This is a genomic window from Hymenobacter sedentarius, from assembly GCF_001507645.1.
Taxonomy (GTDB): domain Bacteria; phylum Bacteroidota; class Bacteroidia; order Cytophagales; family Hymenobacteraceae; genus Hymenobacter; species Hymenobacter sedentarius.
Map to the genome: position 1 here is coordinate 4,794,766 of NZ_CP013909.1, position 16,900 is coordinate 4,811,665.

At 58.5% G+C, this 16,900-nt stretch carries 18 protein-coding genes; 5 read left to right on the top strand and 13 right to left on the bottom strand.

What is annotated here, in order from left to right; genetic code table 11:
- Nucleotides 1–49: 49 nt before the first annotated feature.
- Nucleotides 50–1,186, top strand: coding sequence for an N-acetyl-alpha-D-glucosaminyl L-malate synthase BshA (gene bshA, locus AUC43_RS19560; protein WP_068197752.1), 1,137 nt, complete (start codon nt 50–52; stop codon nt 1,184–1,186).
- A gap of 194 nt (nt 1,187–1,380) precedes the next feature.
- Here the strand turns inward: bshA and AUC43_RS19565 are convergent, their stop codons facing one another.
- On the bottom strand, nt 1,381–1,917 hold the full coding sequence (locus AUC43_RS19565) for a DUF7935 family protein (RefSeq protein ID WP_068197754.1): 537 nt from the start codon (nt 1,915–1,917) through the stop codon (nt 1,381–1,383).
- Between the two features lie 264 nt (nt 1,918–2,181).
- Here AUC43_RS19565 and AUC43_RS19570 point away from each other — a divergent pair, with 264 nt between their 5' ends.
- The 3 genes from AUC43_RS19570 (at nt 2,182) to AUC43_RS19580 (ending at nt 5,072) form a co-directional block, all read left to right on the top strand.
- Entirely contained in the window at nt 2,182–2,529 is a 348-nt protein-coding gene (locus tag AUC43_RS19570) for a HesB/IscA family protein (RefSeq protein ID WP_068197757.1), read from the top strand.
- A 119-nt stretch (nt 2,530–2,648) separates the two neighbouring features.
- A complete protein-coding gene (locus AUC43_RS19575; protein WP_068197759.1) occupies nt 2,649–4,844 on the top strand; it encodes a penicillin acylase family protein in 2,196 nt (731 codons plus the stop codon).
- Between the two features lie 48 nt (nt 4,845–4,892).
- Nucleotides 4,893–5,072 (top strand): hypothetical protein, encoded by a 180-nt coding sequence (locus AUC43_RS19580; protein ID WP_068197762.1) that lies wholly within the window; start codon nt 4,893–4,895, stop codon nt 5,070–5,072.
- A 109-nt stretch (nt 5,073–5,181) separates the two neighbouring features.
- Here AUC43_RS19580 and AUC43_RS19585 read toward each other — a convergent pair whose 3' ends face one another.
- Nucleotides 5,182–5,688, bottom strand: coding sequence for a cupin domain-containing protein (locus AUC43_RS19585; protein ID WP_068197765.1), 507 nt, complete (start codon nt 5,686–5,688; stop codon nt 5,182–5,184).
- A 331-nt stretch (nt 5,689–6,019) separates the two neighbouring features.
- Between AUC43_RS19585 and AUC43_RS19590 the strand changes: the two genes are divergently transcribed.
- Nucleotides 6,020–6,787 (top strand): IS5 family transposase, encoded by a 768-nt coding sequence (locus AUC43_RS19590; RefSeq protein WP_071885988.1) that lies wholly within the window; start codon nt 6,020–6,022, stop codon nt 6,785–6,787.
- A 41-nt stretch (nt 6,788–6,828) separates the two neighbouring features.
- On the opposite strand, the gene AUC43_RS19595 is transcribed toward AUC43_RS19590, so the two are convergent.
- The 11 genes from AUC43_RS19595 to AUC43_RS19645 form a co-directional block, all read right to left on the bottom strand.
- Complete coding sequence (locus AUC43_RS19595) at nt 6,829–7,485, bottom strand: hypothetical protein (RefSeq protein WP_068197770.1); 657 nt, start codon at nt 7,483–7,485, stop codon at nt 6,829–6,831.
- Between the two features lie 98 nt (nt 7,486–7,583).
- Nucleotides 7,584–8,474, bottom strand: a complete 891-nt coding sequence (locus AUC43_RS19600; protein ID WP_068197773.1) for a ChaN family lipoprotein — start codon at nt 8,472–8,474, stop codon at nt 7,584–7,586.
- Between the two features lie 121 nt (nt 8,475–8,595).
- The gene (locus tag AUC43_RS19605; protein ID WP_068197778.1) at nt 8,596–9,996 is read right to left on the bottom strand and encodes an ABC transporter permease; all 1,401 of its coding nucleotides are present in this window, start codon (nt 9,994–9,996) and stop codon (nt 8,596–8,598) included.
- A gap of 127 nt (nt 9,997–10,123) precedes the next feature.
- Nucleotides 10,124–11,062: an ABC transporter ATP-binding protein gene (locus tag AUC43_RS19610; RefSeq protein ID WP_068197779.1), complete on the bottom strand. Its 939-nt coding sequence runs from the start codon at nt 11,060–11,062 to the stop codon at nt 10,124–10,126.
- A gap of 49 nt (nt 11,063–11,111) precedes the next feature.
- Complete coding sequence (locus AUC43_RS19615; RefSeq protein WP_068197782.1) at nt 11,112–11,738, bottom strand: hypothetical protein; 627 nt, start codon at nt 11,736–11,738, stop codon at nt 11,112–11,114.
- Nucleotides 11,738–12,247 carry an RNA polymerase sigma factor gene (locus AUC43_RS19620; RefSeq protein ID WP_068197784.1) on the bottom strand — a complete coding sequence of 170 codons (510 nt, stop codon included), beginning with the start codon at nt 12,245–12,247 and terminating at the stop codon, nt 11,738–11,740. Before AUC43_RS19620 ends, AUC43_RS19615 begins: the two co-directional genes overlap by 1 nt.
- Before the next feature lie 228 nt (nt 12,248–12,475).
- Nucleotides 12,476–13,612, bottom strand: coding sequence for a molecular chaperone DnaJ (gene dnaJ / locus AUC43_RS19625; protein ID WP_068197787.1), 1,137 nt, complete (start codon nt 13,610–13,612; stop codon nt 12,476–12,478).
- A 42-nt stretch (nt 13,613–13,654) separates the two neighbouring features.
- Complete coding sequence (locus AUC43_RS19630) at nt 13,655–14,230, bottom strand: nucleotide exchange factor GrpE (protein WP_082685231.1); 576 nt, start codon at nt 14,228–14,230, stop codon at nt 13,655–13,657.
- Nucleotides 14,231–14,420: 190 nt separating this feature from the next.
- Nucleotides 14,421–15,467, bottom strand: coding sequence for a GTPase ObgE (obgE, locus tag AUC43_RS19635; protein ID WP_068197790.1), 1,047 nt, complete (start codon nt 15,465–15,467; stop codon nt 14,421–14,423).
- A gap of 156 nt (nt 15,468–15,623) precedes the next feature.
- Nucleotides 15,624–16,250, bottom strand: a complete 627-nt coding sequence (locus tag AUC43_RS19640) for an adenylate kinase (RefSeq protein WP_068197793.1) — start codon at nt 16,248–16,250, stop codon at nt 15,624–15,626.
- A 76-nt stretch (nt 16,251–16,326) separates the two neighbouring features.
- Entirely contained in the window at nt 16,327–16,866 is a 540-nt protein-coding gene (locus AUC43_RS19645) for a phosphoribosyltransferase (RefSeq protein WP_068197799.1), read from the bottom strand.
- Nucleotides 16,867–16,900 lie beyond the last annotated feature (34 nt).

Genomic DNA, 16,900 nt, shown 5'->3' on the forward strand with positions numbered 1-16,900 from the left:
CGTATTCCGGTTAGGCAAAACGCGGGGCCCTTTTTCGCGTTACTACTCTATGAACATCGGTATCGTTTGTTATCCCACCTTTGGCGGCTCCGGCGTGGTGGCCACGGAATTGGGCAAAGCCCTGGCCCAACGCGGCCACCGCGTGCATTTCATCACTTACAGCCAGCCGGTGCGGCTCGATTTTTTCAACGAAAACCTCTTTTATCACGAGGTTTATGTACCGGCCTACCCCCTATTTCAATTTCCGCCCTACGAGCTGGCCCTGACCAGCAAGATGGTGGACATTGTGCAGAACGAAAAGCTCGACGTGCTGCACGTGCACTACGCCATTCCGCACGCCTCAGCGGCATTTATGGCCAAGCAGATTCTGCGCGCCCGCGGCATCCAGATTCCGGTTGTCACGACTTTGCACGGCACCGATATTACCCTCGTGGGCAAAGACCCCAGCTTTGAGCCGGTGGTTACGTTCAGCATCAACCAGAGCGACGGCGTGACGTCGGTGTCGGCCGATTTGCGGCGTGAAACCTACGAGTACTTCGCGGTTGAGAAGGATATTACCGTCATTCCCAACTTCATCGACCTGCACCGCTTCAAAAAGCAGGACAAGAGCCACTTCCGCGCCGCCATTGCGCCGGAGGGCGAGAAGCTGCTGGTGCACACCAGCAACTTCCGCACCGTGAAGCGCGTGGAAGACGTGCTCCGCATTTTTGTGGGTGTCCGGGAGCAGATACCCGCCAAATTGCTGCTCGTGGGCGACGGCCCCGACCGCTCGCGCATGGAAAAGCTGGCCCGCGACCTCGACGTGCACCGCGACCTGCGCTTCCTGGGCAAGCTCGAAGCCGTGGAGGAAGTGCTGAGCGTAGGCGACCTGTTTCTGATGCCTTCCGAAAACGAAAGCTTCGGCCTGGCGGCCCTGGAGGCCATGGCCTGCGAAGTGCCGGTGGTGAGCACCAATGCCGGCGGCATTCCCGAGCTCAACGTGCACGGCGTAACCGGCATGATAAGCGAAATCGGCGACGTGGCCGATATGGTTAAGAATGCCCTTTACGTGCTGAGCGACGAGAACCTGCCCCGCTTCAAAGCCGCCGCCCTCGCCCGCGCACAAGAGTTTGCGGTGGAGAACATTGTGCCCAAATACGAGGATTGCTACCGCAGCGCCATTGAGTCGCTACACGTGGCAGTGTAACTAAGCGCTGTCTGTTATTGAGAGCGCAGCGAAGCAATCCGTCCTGTAAAAGCCAGACACTTTCTAAAGCGATAAGCCCCGGTACTGCGCAGTACCGGGGCTTATCGCTTTAGAAAACTTATCACAACTTAGGGCTGGTTGTACCGAGAGGACGGACTGCCACGAGCTACGTCCTTGCAATGACAGGCGGCGCTTTAAAACAGCCCGGCAGCTTCGCTTTTCACTACGGCCAGCGCCTGGGCGGTGGGCTCAGCGCCGTCCATCATCAGTCCTTCCAGAATGCGTTTGGCGAGTTCGGTGCCGCGCGCCTGGCCGGGGGTCGGCAGGCCGTGGTAGGCGCGGTTTACCATCGTCAGCACATTTTCCTTAGCTTCTTTTACCACCGTCCAGGCATCGCCGGAAATGTAGAGCTGCTGGGAGAGGTTGTGCTCGTACTCAGCCCGGATTTCCTGTTGCAACAGGCGGTGAAAGTCGGGGGCCGTTTGGCCGGCGCTGCTCAGGCGCACCAGGATGTTGTTGGGCGAGATGCGCTCCAGAAACAGCACCACCCGCTCGTAAGCCTGCAGGCGGAGCGGCAGGGTGGTTTTGTTGCTTTCCATTCGCATTTCAATCAAGCGGCGCTGCTGCTCTTTCTCCAGAAACTGGCGGAACAGCACGTAGATGGCGCCGGCCACAATGAGGGCCGGCAGGATAATTTTGAGCAGATCGAAGACGTAGGTGGTCGTATCCATTGAGTAGAATAGCGCCAAGCTCCAGCGTGGCGGGTTGCGGGGATTTAACGAAAGTGGCAGCGGGAAATTATGGGCGCCGATTTACGTGCCGGGCCGGAGCCTGGGCATGCGGCCCCACGGTTGGGGTGCCAGTACCAGCCCAGCGCAAACATACGCCGTGAACCACCGCCCCCCAACTGCTGTTTCATGCGTGCGGCCGTGCCGCGAGCTACTCCGGCGGCTTCCGTATCTTTGTTGCCCACCTCTCTTAAATCGTCTTTCATTATGGCTTCCGTTGCCACCCTCGCCCCCATTAGCCTCACCGACCGCGCTGTGGTCGAGGTGAAGAATATCATTCAGGAAAAAAATGTACCCGCCGATTACGGCCTGCGCATCGGCGTGCAGGGCGGTGGCTGCTCGGGCATGAGCTACCTGCTCGGCTTCGACAAAGCTAAGGACGCCGACGAAGTGTACGACCTCGACGGCCTGAAGCTCATCATGGATAAAAAGCACGCCATGTACGTATTGGGCATGGAAGTCGACTTCCAGGACGGGCTCAACGCCCGCGGCTTCGTCTTCAACAACCCCCAGGCCAAAAGCACCTGCGGCTGCGGCTCGTCGTTCTCGGCCTAACCCACCCGCAATAGCTCGCTTGGGCTAATTAACGCGCTATACCAAAAATAGCCCCGACCGTTTGGCCGGGGCTTTTTCGTTTACTTTCGCGTTGTCCACCACCTTCAACTTCTGAGTCAATGCGTCCATTCTTTATGCTGCTTGCGCTGCTGACGGCCTCCTCGGCCCAGGCACAGAAATTCAGTTCGCAGGAACTTGCGCGCTGGAAGCAACGAGCCCAGCAGGTTTCGATTACCCGCGATACGTATGGCGTGCCGCACATTTATGGCAAAACCGACGCCGACGCGGTGTTTGGCCTGCTCTATACCCAGTGCGAGGACGACTTCGACCGCGTCGAGATGAACTACCTCGATGCCATTGGCCGCCTGGCCGAAGTAGAAGGCGAGGCGTCGTTGTACCACGACTTGCGCGCCCGCCTGTTCATGGACAGCACCCAGGCCATCGGCATCTACAAAAAGGCTCCGGCCGACATGAAGAAGCTGCTTGACGCCTTCGCCGACGGCACCAACTTCTACCTGGCCACCCACCCCACTGTGCAGCCCAAGCTGCTGCACCGTTTCCAGCCCTGGATGCCGCTCATGTTCAGCGAGGGCAGCATTGGCGGAAATATCAGTGTGGTGTCTATTGAGCGGCTCAAGGCTTTTTACAGCCAGAAGAAGTCCAGTTCCTGGCTCAACATTGACGCCGGGCAGAAAGACCGGGACGAAATTGGCTCGAATGGCTTTGCCATTGCCCCGGCCAAGAGCGCCAGTGGCCACGCCCTACTGCTCATCAACCCGCACACGTCCTTTTACTTTCGCTCGGAAGTGCAGATGGTGAGCCAACAGGGCCTGAACGCCTACGGAGCTGTGACCTGGGGCCAGTTTTTCGTGTATCAGGGCTTCAACCAGAACTGCGGCTGGATGCACACCTCCAGCAGCGCCGACTCCATGGACGAGTACCTCGAAACCATTGAGAAAAAGAACGGCGCGTTTTACTACAAATACGCCGGCAAACTGCGGCCTGTGCAAGTGCAGAAAGTGTCGTTGCCGTACCGCGACGGCACCAAAATCCTGCGCAAGGAATACACCATTTACTGCACCCACCACGGCCCCATCGTGGGCCAAAAATCCGACAACCAGTGGGTGGCCGTGCGCATGATGAACGAGCCGCTGGCCGCCCTGCAACAGTCGTACCTCCGCACCAAAGCCACCGGCTACACCAGCTTCCAGGAAGTGATGAAGCTGAATGGTAACGCCACCAACAACACTGTGTTTGCCGACAGCAAGGGCAGCATTGCCTATTGGCACGGCAACTTTATGCCCAAGCGTGACCCCAAATTCGACTGGAGCCAGCCCGTGGATGGCAGCACTCCCGCCACCGAATGGAAGGGCTTCCACGGGGTGAATGAGCTGGTGCAAGTACACAACCCCGCCAGTGGCTTCATTCAGAATTGCAACTCCACGCCCTACACTGTATCCGGCCCCAGCAGCCCAACCCCGGTCAAGTTCCCCAAATACATGGCCCCCGACGCCGAGAATTACCGCGGCATTAATGCCGTGCGTGTGCTAAGCCGCAAGGGCGTATTCACCCTCGACACCCTGATTGCGGCCGCCAACGACCCGCACCTCACGGCCTTCGACGACATGCTGCCTTCCCTGCTCACGGCCTACCAGCCTACGTCGGTAGAGAAAGCCGCTACGCCCGACATGACCGAGGCAATTGAGCTGCTCCGCACCTGGAACCATAACTACAGTGCAACTTCGGTGGCCCAGACCGTGGCCATTTATTGGGCCGAGCGGCTGCTGGCCAATGCCCGCGCCCGCGTTCCCTCGGCCCAGCCGCAACTGGACTACATCAGCTTCACCAAGTTCGCCATCGCTAACACCAGCCCCCAGGAAAAAACCGCAGCCCTAAAGGAGGCACTGGAGGACCTAACCCGCGCCTTTGGCACCTGGAAAATGCCCTGGGGCGACGTGAACCGCTTCCAGCGCCTCACCGGTCGCATTGAGGAAACGTACGACGACCAGAAGCCCAGCCTGCCGGTGGCGTTTACGTCGTCGGCCTGGGGCTCTTTGGCTTCCTTCAAAGCGCAGGCTTACCCCGGCACCAAGAAGCGGTACGGCACCGTGGGCAACAGCTTCGTGGCCGTGGTGGAGTTTGGGCCGCGCATTACGGCGCGCTCCGTGGTAACGGGTGGCCAGAGCAGCCGCCCCGGTACCGCTCACTTCACCGACCAAGCCGAGCTTTACACCACCGGCCGTTTCAAAGAGGTCCGTTTTTATCCGGAGGATGTAAAGGCACACGCCGAAAAGACCTACCATCCCGGCGAGTAATTAGCCGCCAAGCGTCAGGTTGATTTTTCCCATAATCCCAAAGCAGCCATGGACATCAAATATCTCTCCGACGACAAAGGCAAAATAACCGGCGTTTTCATCCCGATTGAAGAATGGGAGCGCCTTCAAAAAGCATACAAAATCACCGAGGAAACCCCTGCTGATTCCAACGCCAAGCTTCAGCAGTCGCTTTCCGAAGCCATGAAAAAGGCGAAGCCCAGCGAATAGAAATGATGGGGTTGCCAATTGCCGCCACTTTTATGAGCGCACAAAAAAGCCCGGCAGGACCGGGCTTTTTTTATCAACAGTGGTTTACATTACAATAGAATCCTTGAGCTTAGCGCCCAAAATCGTCCTGGACGCGCACGATATCGTCTTCGTCCGATGGGTTATTGGCATCGGTGTGCTGCCAGATTTCGGCGAGAATGCCCCACTCCTTCAGCCCCACCAGCCGGTGCCGCTCACCCTGCTGCAAAATGATGCGCTCGCCTACCTGGTAGCTTTTCACTTCCCCTTGTTCGTCGGTGAGGCTGGTGGCTACGCCGACTGGCCCCTGTACCACTTGCCAGATTTCGGCGCGACGGTGGTGGTACTGCCAGGAAAGCCGCTGGAGAGGTGCCACGAGCAACACCTTGGGGCTAAGCTTGCCCGATATGCGCAGTTGGTCTATGAGCAAGCCGTTGAAGTACATATCAGCGAACAGCTGAGCCTGTTCTTCGTCAATGACAAAAAAGCCACCCCACGGCCGAGTTGGATCTTCCTTGGCGATTATAAATCCTTGTTGATGAAGCTGGTCGCCTACTTGCAGAAATAGAGCAGTTTTTTCTGTGTCGCTATTAGACATATGGTAATGAGTGGCAGTCGTAGCTGGAATTATATAAAATATGTGAGTTGAAGGCGCAAATTACAAATTGAATTAGCGAATCTTCTTTTTGCTCTTGCCAATTAGAGTCATGGTATATTTATCTCCATTCCTATTATGCTGCCCCACCATTAGTGAAGTAGTCTAGTTATATCGGCTTGTCTGGAGCAGGCGGCACTAATAAAAAAGCAAGAAGGCCGTAACATACGCGGCTCTCTCATTTCACGCTAAGAGGGTGTTTGGGATTATAAAGCAGGCTAAATAAAAAAAAGTCAGTAAGCTGCAGCAGGAGTTCCAAGGCTCCGGCTACAAAATGGTTGACGGCTATCAACCCCTTACTGACTCGCAGTGGCAAGTTATGCAGCCGCTGCTGCCCGTGCACGGCAACCGGCGCCTGTGCTTGCGACAGGTGCTCGACGCCGTGCGCTACGTCTGCCGCACGGACTGCCAGTGGCGCGCCCTGCCGGCCGGTTTCCCGGCGTGGACGGCCGTGTACTACTATTTCCGGCGCTGGCATCCCGTCGTGTGGGCCCGCCTCAATGAAGCGCTGAACCGGGCCGACCGCTTGGCGGCCGACCGGGCCGCAACGCCTTCACTCGTGTGCGTGGACAGCCAAAGCGTCCAGTTGGCGCTCCGCATTTTTGAGCATCGGGGCACCGACGGGGGCAAGCACGTCAACGGCCGCAAACGGCAGATAATCACCGACGTGGAGGGCCGCATTTTCGCCTGTTACGTGCACGCGGCCAACGGCCACGACGGCACGGCCGCCGCGCTGGGCCTGCTGCCCAAGCGCCCCGTCTGGGGCCAGCGCCTGGTCACCGTGCTCACCGACAACGGCTACCGCGGCGGCTTTGCCGCTCACCTGCAGGCGCTGGGCCTGCGCCACGAACTGGCCAGCCGGCCGCCGAGTGTGCGCGGCTTTGTGCCCGTGGCCAAGCGGTGGGTCGTCGAACACACCTTCGCCTGGCTCGCCTGTTTTCGGCGCTTGGCGGTCGATTACGAATTCACTCCCGCCAGCCATCAAGCGTGGCTGCTCATTGCGAATTCAACCAGGTGCCTCAATCGGATATGCCCCAACTAAATCCCAAACACGCTCTAAGAGCGAAATAGCCTACCAAGAAGCTAAACTCTTGCTCCGTTAACTGAACTGAAATTATAGGGGTAGCCAATAGCCTGCAAATCTGCTTCCAGCAGCGACCAGTCTTCCTGCTCGTCATTGAGGGCCGACACTATCGATTTGGTAAGCGCTTCACCTCGATAGATTTTGGCTACGGCATCGGCAGCGTTGGGCTTTCGGCCGGTATCTTCAATGAAGTACTCATTAGCCCACTCCGCATAGGTTTCGGGCTGGCTATCCAATATAAAAAGCAACTCCTCCGAGCCATCTTCTTCGGTTTCCACTACGCCGGTTTGCCACCCGTGCTCCGGGGTATACCAGAGGCAGAAGGTGGTTCCGATGGAATTGACGGGCTCACCAAAGATGAACTCCTCAAAATAATCGGGTAAGCCACGGGTCACCTGGGCTTTGTTGGGCTGGTCGTACTCCGGTAAGTAGCCGTTGATAACGCAACCTTCCTCGCGGAATAAAATCAGCATCTGGTCGCCTTCGCCGTCGCTCATTTCCAATACTTCCTCCCCTTCGGCCCACTCCCGGTTGTAGGTGTAGTAGCGGTACTCGAGCTCCGGGGAGTTGATGGCATCGAGCACGGCCAGCGACTTACAGAGGCGCTTTAAAGCAGCGGCGTCGGGCAAGGCGTGGTAATTTTGAGTAGAAATCATGCGAAGCAAAATGGATTAGAATTTAAGGACAACCGTTCGCCTTCTCATACCAGAAAAGCAGGAGGCGGGTTGAATCATTTCGCCAAGCCTACGGCGTCTCAGTAAGACTTACTCATATCGGCCGGTACCACCACGACGTAATCGGCCACATTCACCTGCTCTTTGTCCAGCTGCTGCAGTTGCTCCTGCGTCACGACGCTGAGGGTTTTGACGCGCAGTTTGGGAGCGTACTGGCTCAAGTAGGCCACAATGCCATCGTGGTGGTCGGAGTGGTAGCTGCCGTTGAGGTGGAGCAGGGTTTGGCCTTCCTGGCGGCTGGCTTGGATAAAGTGGGCCATGGTGGCATCTTTCAGGGCCTGGGCCTGGATGATGTTTTGGGCCCCGCCCCCGTGAGTTTTGCTATCGCCGCCGAACATGGCGGCCATGTTTTTATAGCCGGGCAGGTCGTAATTCACCTTCAGGGGCAGCGGGGCCAGTAGGGCGCGGTCCACGGCCGGCAGCTTGTCGAGGGCTTTGAGGCTGCCGCGCGCGACGGCCTGAGCAAAAGGACGCGGCGCATTGGTGCCCACGACGGGGATTTTGTTGTCGCGAGCGAACTGCAGCAGCGGGCGATAGTCGGTGGCGTAGTTGGGCCACGGGCGGGCCTGGTGCTCAAAAGCAGTATCGGCGAGGGAGCCGGTGGCGTATCGGGCCACCAAGGGCTGCACATCGCGCTCAAACATCTCCATTCCCAGCACTACCTGGCCGGGCTTTTTCAGGCGTAGCAGGTCCTTGGCTACCTGCAGCTCCAGCCAGTGGGCAATTACATCGTTGTGTTGCTCGCCAAAAAGCACCACATCAGCCTGAGCCAGCTCACCAAGCATTTGGTCGTAGTCAGCAGCTTGGCCCGCGGCGGTGAAGAGGCGGTAGGCCGGCCGGTCGCCGGTGAAGGCGAAGCTGGTTAGGGCCAGGCAGAGAACAACGATTAGGCGGTTTGCGGGAGCTGTCATTATAAAAAGAACGTCGTGCGGAGCTTGTGGAAGCGACTCTACCGCGCAAGTAATGAATTACTCCCGAAGTTGAGCTGCTTCCACAAGCCCCGCACGACGTTCAAAGTTCGAAGCGCGACGCTTACCCCTTATAGAACATCCATTTGCCCAGTTCGCGGTAGGTCACCTTCTTGCCGTACATGAGCACGCCCACACGGTAGATGCGCGCCGCCACCCACACCGTGCCGATGAAGCCCAGAATGAGCAGGAAGATGGACAAAGCCAGTTGCCACATCGGCACGCCAAACGGCAGGCGTATTACCATGGCGATGGGAGAGGTAAAGGGAATCATCGACATCCAGAAAGCTACCGGGCCGTCGGGGTTGCGCAAAATCACCGACAGGCCCACGATGTAGCTCAGAATGAGCGGCATGGTAATCGGAAACATGAACTGCTGGGTATCGGTCTGGTCGTCAACAGCGGCGCCCACGGCCCCGAACAGCGCCCCGTACAGCAGATAGCCGCCGAGGAAGTAGACGATGAAGCCGAAAAGGATAGTGCCGATGGGCAGATTGCCCAGCGTGCTGAAGATGTCGAAGCGCTTGCTGGGGTTCATTTGCGCGTTTTGCTGGCTCATGCCGCGGTCGAAGCGGCCGGCGGCGGTTTGGGGCTCGCCATCGGCAGAGGCCGCAGCCGCGGTGCCCGGTGCGGTGGTGGTCGTAGCGGCTACTTCCGTTTTGGGCTTGTCCTTATCGGCGCCCGTGAGCAGCGGCACAAGCACCGTGGAGGCGCCCACCGACAGCAGGCCCCACAGCAGAAACTGCGTCAGGCCAACGGCCGCAATGCCCACAATCTTGCCCATCATCAGGTCAAACGGCTTCACCGACGACAGCATCACTTCCATAATACGGCTCGACTTTTCCTCCCCTACCCCGCGCATAATCTGCACGCCGTAGATGAAAATAAACAGGTAAATGGCCAGCGCCAGCACGTAGGCCGTGCCCGAGGTGGCCAGGGCGTTGCTGTCGGCTTCTTTGCCGGTGTCGTCGAGGCTGGTGGCTTTCAGGTTCACTTTCGAGCGCAGGCGGTCGAGCTGCTCCTGCGAGAGGCCCGACTTCTGCATTTTCAATTCCGAGAACGCCTTGTTCAGGGCGTTTTCCACGGCCAGCTGCCGCTTCAGGCTGATGTTGCCTTTGCCGAAAAACTGCACGTCGGTGGGCTTTTCCACGTCGAGGCCCGCGGGCAGGTACAGCAAGCCTTCGTGCTTGGCTTTCACGAAGCCCTTCTTGGCCTCGGCCAGCGTGCCGGTGGCGGGCACAAAGCGCAGCTGGGGGGTGCTCACAAGACGAGCGGCGAGGTTGAGGCCGCTGTCGTCGCGCACTTCCACCACGTCGGTGCTATCGTCCGACTGCGCGAGTTTGGCAATGAACACCCCGAAGCCGGCCAGCAGCAGCGGCACAGCCAGGGTGAGGATAATAAAAGCTTTTTTGCGAACGCGCGTAAGGTATTCGCGTTGGGCAACGAGTAAAAATTTGGAGGCCATAATGAATGGTGGTGTCATGCTGAGCAGCGCGAATCATCTTATCACGTTCGCACCAGTCGGGTAAAGTCGGATTTCTGACGAAAGCAGCCGTGATAAGATGCCTGCTTCGTCAGCATGACAAGCGTTTTTAGGCGGGATCTTCCACCAGGGTTTCGGGCATGGTTTCGCGCACGCGCCGGATAAAAATCTCGTTGATGCTCGGGATTTTTTCCCGGAAGGCCTCTACCTCCACCGCTCCGATGAGGTAGCGCAGTAAGTCGTTGGGGCGCACGCCAGCGTGCAGTTGCACCCGGGCGTAGAAATGCCCGTTTTTGCGCTCCTTCTGTTCTACCACCTCAAAATCGGGATGCACCACTATCAGCTTGCCCTTGCCCTCTACCTCGTAGGTATTGGTCTTGAACTGGTCGCGAATCACGCCAATGGGACCGTCCAGCACTTTACGCGAGCGGTTAATGAGGGCGATGTTGTCGCACATTTCCTCCACCGATTCCATGCGGTGGGTCGAGAAAATGATGGTGGCGCCCTGCTTGCGCAGCTCCAGAATTTCGTCCTTAATCAGGTTGGCGTTGATAGGGTCGAAGCCGGAGAACGGCTCGTCGAGGATTATCAGGCTGGGCTGGTGCAGCACCGTAGCAATGAACTGCACCTTCTGCTGCATGCCCTTGCTCAGGTCTTCCACGTTTTTCGAGGCCCATTCTTTTATCTCGAAGCGACTGAGCCACTGCTTGATGCGATGGGTGGCATCGGCCCGGCTCAGGCCGCGCAGCTGCGCCAAGTAGAGCAGTTGCTCTCCCACTTTCATCTTTTTATAAAGGCCGCGCTCCTCGGGCAGGTAGCCAATCTGGGCAATGTGGCTCGGGTTGAGCCGCTCGCCCCGGAAGCGGATTTCGCCCTCGTCGGCCCCCGTAATCTGGGTGATGATGCGGATGAGCGAAGTTTTGCCGGCGCCGTTGGGCCCGAGCAGGCCGAAGATAGTGCCCTCCGGAATGGAGAGGCTCACCCCGTCGAGGGCAATGTGGTTGGCGTAAGCCTTTCGCACGTCGATGGCTTCAAGAATAGGTTTCACAGAAAAAAGAGTTAGTTAGTGGGTTAAAAGTAGGAGAATGAGCCGAATATCAACCGGTGTGTTCGTCGCCCAACTCGCGCAAGTTTGCTTCGAGATGGTCTAGATGCCGGCCATAAAGCTTTTGCAGGTACTTAGGCGTGGCCTTTGCCATCGCCCACCCCACCCCAAGGCAGTACAGAATGAAGCCCCCAATCGCCAGTATGGCCTTCATCCGAAACGGGCCGGGTCGGGCTACTTCCATGTTGATGATAATGACCAAACACAGCAGGGCCGCGACCGGGATGGTGCCCATGGTGAGGCGGTAGTAGAAGCGCAGCAAATTGCGCAAGCCCGAGCACAAGCGCTGCAAATGGCCCCGCACGTGCCCCTCCGCTCCGCCCATTGCCTTCAATATCTTCAGCTTGCGGTAAAAGTAGTAGTACAGAACGGCCAGCAACGGCCCGAACAAATAGACCTGCAAGTGCACAATGGGCTGCCGGTAGCGGTAGAACACCACGGCAGCCAGCACGGTAAAGCAGCTGGTGAAGAAAAGCTCCCGGCGGGCACTGCGCCGCATTTTTTCCACCAGGTTGTCCGATTGCTGGGCCAGCAGGCCATCCAATTGGGCTGGGCTCACGGGCGGGCTATGGGCCGGGTCGGGCTGCTGCCACTTGCGGCGGAGGTCGTCGAGTTCCATTAGGCGGCGTGGAGTAAAAATGAGCGGAGCTTTTCCTGCACGCGGTGCATTTTCACGCGCACATTGTTTTGGGTGATGCCCAGAATGTCGGCCATTTCATCGTAGGGCCGGTCTTCGAGGTAAAGCAGAATGAAGGCCTTATCGACCTCCGACAAACGGTTGATGGCTTGGTAAAGGGCGGCCTGGTCTTCGGCATCGGGCCCATTGTCGGGGGCTTGGGCTACGGCCAGGGCCTCATCGTCCAGCGCACCCGGCGCCGGCCGCCGGGTGCGCTGGCGCAGGTTGGAAATGGCCACGTTCAGGGCAATGCGGTAAAGCCAGGTGCTGAGCTTGGTGCCCGGGTGGGGCACGTAACGCGGCCACGCCCGCCAGAGCTGCAGCACAATCTCCTGAAACAAGTCCTGCCGGTCGTCGGCATCCTGGCAATACAGCCTGGCCACGCGCCGCACCAACGGCTGGTACTCCTGCAGCACAGCAACAAAATCGGCAGATGGCGCAGTGGGAGGCATGCGATGTGGTGGTTTCGGGAAGTTAATCGCCGCCAGCAGGCGACGCATTACACCAACTCAATAATTATTTTCAGCCCAACTTATTTGGCAAAATAACATCCTGCTCATGTGGCGGCCGCTGTGCCAAAAAAACAGCCTGGACAAACGCAAAAGCCCCGCCCGGCCAAAGGCCAGACGGGGCTTTTATCAAACAAACAGTCCATTTAGGCAAGCCGCCTAAAGCGGTGCTTAGGCAAAGTACTCCTTCACTTTCTCAAAGAAGCCTTTCTCGTTCTTGCCGGGGTGCGGCACGAAGTTGTCCGAGTCGCGCAGTTTCTCCAGAATCTCGCGCTCCTGGCTGCTCACGTGCTTGGGCGTCCACACGTTCAGGTGAATGAGCTGGTCGCCGCGGCCGTAGCCGTTCAGGTCCTTGATGCCTTTGCCACGCAGGCGCAGGATTTTGCCCGGCTGCGTGCCCGGCTCAACTTTGATTTTTACTTTGCCTTCAATGGTCGGCACCTCGAGGTTAGCCCCCAGAGCAGCGTCCACGAAGGAGATGTACTGCTCGTACATGATGTTGTTGCCGTCGCGCTTCAGGAACTCGTGCGGCTCTTCCTCTATCTGAATAAGCAGGTCGCCGGGCACGCCGCCGCGCTCGGGGAAGTTGCCTTTGCCGCTCATGCTCAGCTGCATGTCGTTGGCCACACCCGCCGGAATGTTGATGGGAATTACTTCCTCGTGCAGCTGCCGGCCTTCGCCTTTGCACACGTCGCAGGTAGCGGTCACGGTTTTGCCTTCGCCATTGCAGGTGGGGCACGTGCTGCTGCTCACCATCTGGCCGAGCATGGTGTTCACCACGCGCTTGGTCTGGCCCGAGCCCTGGCAGGTCTGGCAGGTTTTCAGCTCCGTGCCGTTTTTGGCACCAGTGCCACTGCAGGGCTGGCATGCCACGTAGCGCTTCACCTTGATTTTCTTCTCGACGCCGTTGGCGATTTCCTCCAGGTCGAGCTTCAGCTTGATGCGCAGGTTCGAGCCCTTGCGCTGGCGCCGGCCGCCGCCCTGGCGCCCGCCAAAGAAGCCCTCGAAGCCCCCGCCACCGCCGAAAATATCGCCAAACTGCGAGAAGATGTCCTCCATGTTGGGCGCGTGGCTGTTGCCGCCCATGCCCTGATGGCCAAAACGGTCGTAGCGGGCACGCTTGTCGCCGTCGCTCAGCACTTCGTAGGCCTCGGCGGCTTCCTTAAACTTGTCCTCGGCCGTGGGGTCGTCGGGGTTTTTATCGGGGTGGTACTTGATGGCCATCTTGCGGTAAGCCGACTTGATTTCGTCGCCCGCCGCGTTTTTGGCAATGCCTAGTATTTCGTAATAATCGCGCTTGGTAGCCATCTTCTTTTAATAATTATCGGGAGCCTATCTCTACAAAGATACTTACTGCCCCAACACAACCTTGGCGTGGCGGATTACCTTGTCGCCCAAATAATAGCCCTGTTCTACCACATCCACGATTTTGCCGCGCAGCTCTTCGCTGGGCGCCGGAATCTGGGTAATGGCCTCGTGCAATTCGGCATCAAAGTCGCCGCCTTTCGCGTCCATGGCGGTCAAACCCTTTTGCTGCAGGGTTTTGTTCAGTTTGTTCTGAATAATGTCGAGGCTTTCGCGAACGGCGTTGGCGTCGGTGGTATCTTGCGTGGCGTTGCGGGCCCGCTCGAAGTCATCGAGCACCGGCAGCAAGGCCGTCATCAGCTCCTGGCTGGCGGTCTTGAACAGCTCAATCCGCTCCTTGGTGGTGCGGCGCTTGTAGTTCTCAAACTCGGCCGCCAGGCGCAGGTACTTGTCTTTCAGGTCCGCGAGCTCGGCATCCGTGCGGGTCTCTGTGGCGTGTGGCGCAGCCGTAGCGGTGGCATCGCCAGTGGTTTCGCCATCGGCATCGGCCATTTCGCCAGCTGCATGAGTGGGGTCAACGGTCAGGTTGTCGTCCTGGGGCAGGTTGTTTTCGTCAGCCATTTTGGGGAATATTCGTCGGAAAGGGTTTTTCACGGGGTTAGCCGGTTAGTCACGTTGCGGGCACAAGGAACTTGCCAAAGGGTGCTTGGCTGCCAATGTGGCACAGGGCGCTTCCTTCACGAGCGACATCCCCATACTCACCAGCTACGCGGAGCTCAAGCAGATAGCTACTTGGGCACTATGCAGGAGCTTATGCTTCACTGTCTTCCTCGAGGTAGCTCTGGCGCACGGGTGCCGCGTCGCGACGGGTCTGCTGCAAGGCCTCCCAAATCAGGTCCTTCAGCTGCACAATGTTCTTGTTGGTGAGGCTGGAGATGAAGATGGAAGGAATATCGGTCGGGAGGGTCTGGCGGATTTCCGCTTCAAGCTCCTCGTCAATCATGTCGGACTTCGTGACGGCCAGCAGGCGTTTCTTGTCCAGCAGTTCGGGGTTGAACTGCTCGAGCTCGTTTACCAACACCTGGTACTCAGCCGCAATATCCGGGCTGTCGCAGCTTATCATAAAGAGCAGCATGGAGTTGCGCTCGATGTGGCGCAGGAAGCGCGTGCCCAGCCCCTTCCCTTCCGCTGCCCCCTCGATTATGCCGGGAATGTCGGCCATCACGAATGATTTATAGTCGCGGTAAGCCACCACGCCCAGGTTGGGCACCAGTGTAGTGAAGGCATAGTCGGCAATCTTGGGCTTGGCCGCCGATACCACCGAGAGCAGCGTGCTCTTGCCCGCGTTTGGGAAGCCCACCAGGCCCACATCGGCCAGCAGCTTCAGCTCCAGAATGATGATGGCCTCAATGGCCGGCTCTCCCGGCTGGGCGTAGGTAGGCGCCTGGTTGATGGAGTTCTTGAAATGGTCGTTGCCCCAGCCGCCGCGTCCACCGGGCACGAGCACAAGCCGCTGGCCATGCTCCGTGATTTCCAGCAGGTGGGTACCATCAGGGTCGCGCGCTACGGTGCCCAGGGGCACTTGCAGCACGATGTCTTCGCCCTGCGCGCCGCTGCGAAGGTTTTCGCCGCCGCCCTCGCCGTCTTTGGCAAAGACGTGCTTTTGGTACTGCAGGTGCAGCAGCGTCCACAGCTGCGAGTTGCCTTCGAGGATAATATGGCCGCCGCGGCCGCCGTCGCCCCCGTCGGGGCCGCCGTTGGGCAGGCCCTTAGCCCGGAAAAAGTGGTGCGAGCCCGCCCCGCCTTTGCCCGACCGGCAGATGAGTTTAACGTAATCGATAAAGTTATTGGAAGCCACGAAGCGGGAGGTATTAAAGTAAAAAAACAGTCATCCTGAGCAGAGGAAGGGGCCTGTTGCCAGCCGAACGATTTGCGCTGAATGCCAAATCGTACCGCCGAGGCAAGGTCCTTCGCTCCGCTCAGGATGACAACTAGAAATTGGTAACAAACGTGCTTACGCCTTCACTTCGCGCGTGGCCTGAGCGGGGCTCTCGGCGGTAGGCGCTTTGTGTTGGTCGATTATCGCACAAATCTGGCTGAAGATGGTATCAATGGGACCGATGCCGTTGAGGGCGTGGAATTTGTTTTGGGCAGCGTAGTAGCCGGCTACCTGGGCAGTTTCGGTGTTGTACACCGTTACGCGGCGGCGGATTTTGCTTTCGTCCTGGTCGTCGGGGCGGCCGCTGGTTTTGCCGCGCTCCAGCAGGCGCGTCACCAGTTCCTCCTCGGCTACCTCCAGGGCAATCATGCAGTTAATGCCGCTGTTGTGCTGGGCCAGCAGTTGGTCGAGCCGCTCGGCCTGGGGCACGGTGCGCGGAAAGCCGTCGAAGATGAAGCCGCCGGCGGTTTGCTTGTTCGCCTGCAGGGCGTGGTCTATCATGCCGATGACCACTTCATCGGGCACCAGCAGGCCTTCGTCCATCAGTTTTTTGGCGGTCAGCCCAAGTTCAGTGCCCTGGGCTATCTGGGCCCGCAGCAAGTCGCCGGTGCTCAGGTGCACGAGGTTGTATTGGGCAATGAGCTTTTGACTCTGGGTTCCTTTACCGGCACCGGGCGGGCCGAACAGCACGATATTCAACATGAAAGAAGGAGGAAAGAAGGCAGTGAGGGAGGTGGGAAGACTCAGGCAAGTTAATCAATCGGTAACAAAGCAACCGTTACACAGCCACATACACATCGGGCAGATTGCGCCCGAGGCCATCGTAGTCAAGGCCATAGCCCACCACGAAGTCGTTGGGGATTTCCAGGGCCACGTAGCGCAGCTCGAGCGGGTGGCGCAGGCTGGCCGGCTTGAAAAACAAGGTGGCTACCTCGACCGAAGCCGGGCTTTTGCTCAACAAACTGGGCAGCAAGTGGTGGATGGTGGTACCCGTGTCCACGATATCCTCAACCAGGATGATGTGGCGTCCTTGTACGTCTTCACGCAAGCCGAGGATTTCCTGCACCACACCGCTGCTGCCTGTGCCCTCGTACGAGGCCACGCGGATAAAGACGATTTCGCAGGGCTCGGTAATGCGCTTGAGTAGGTCGGAGGCGAACATGAAGGCCCCCGTGAGCACGACCACAAACAAAGGCTGGCGCCCGACATAATCGGCACTGAGGCGAGCGGCCAGGCCAGCTACGGCCTCATCCAAACGGGAGGCCGACAAGTACGGCCGAAAAGCTTTGTTGTGGATGGTGATGTGGGAGTGACCCATGCGGCGCGAAAAGAATGAGCCACAAAGCTACTGT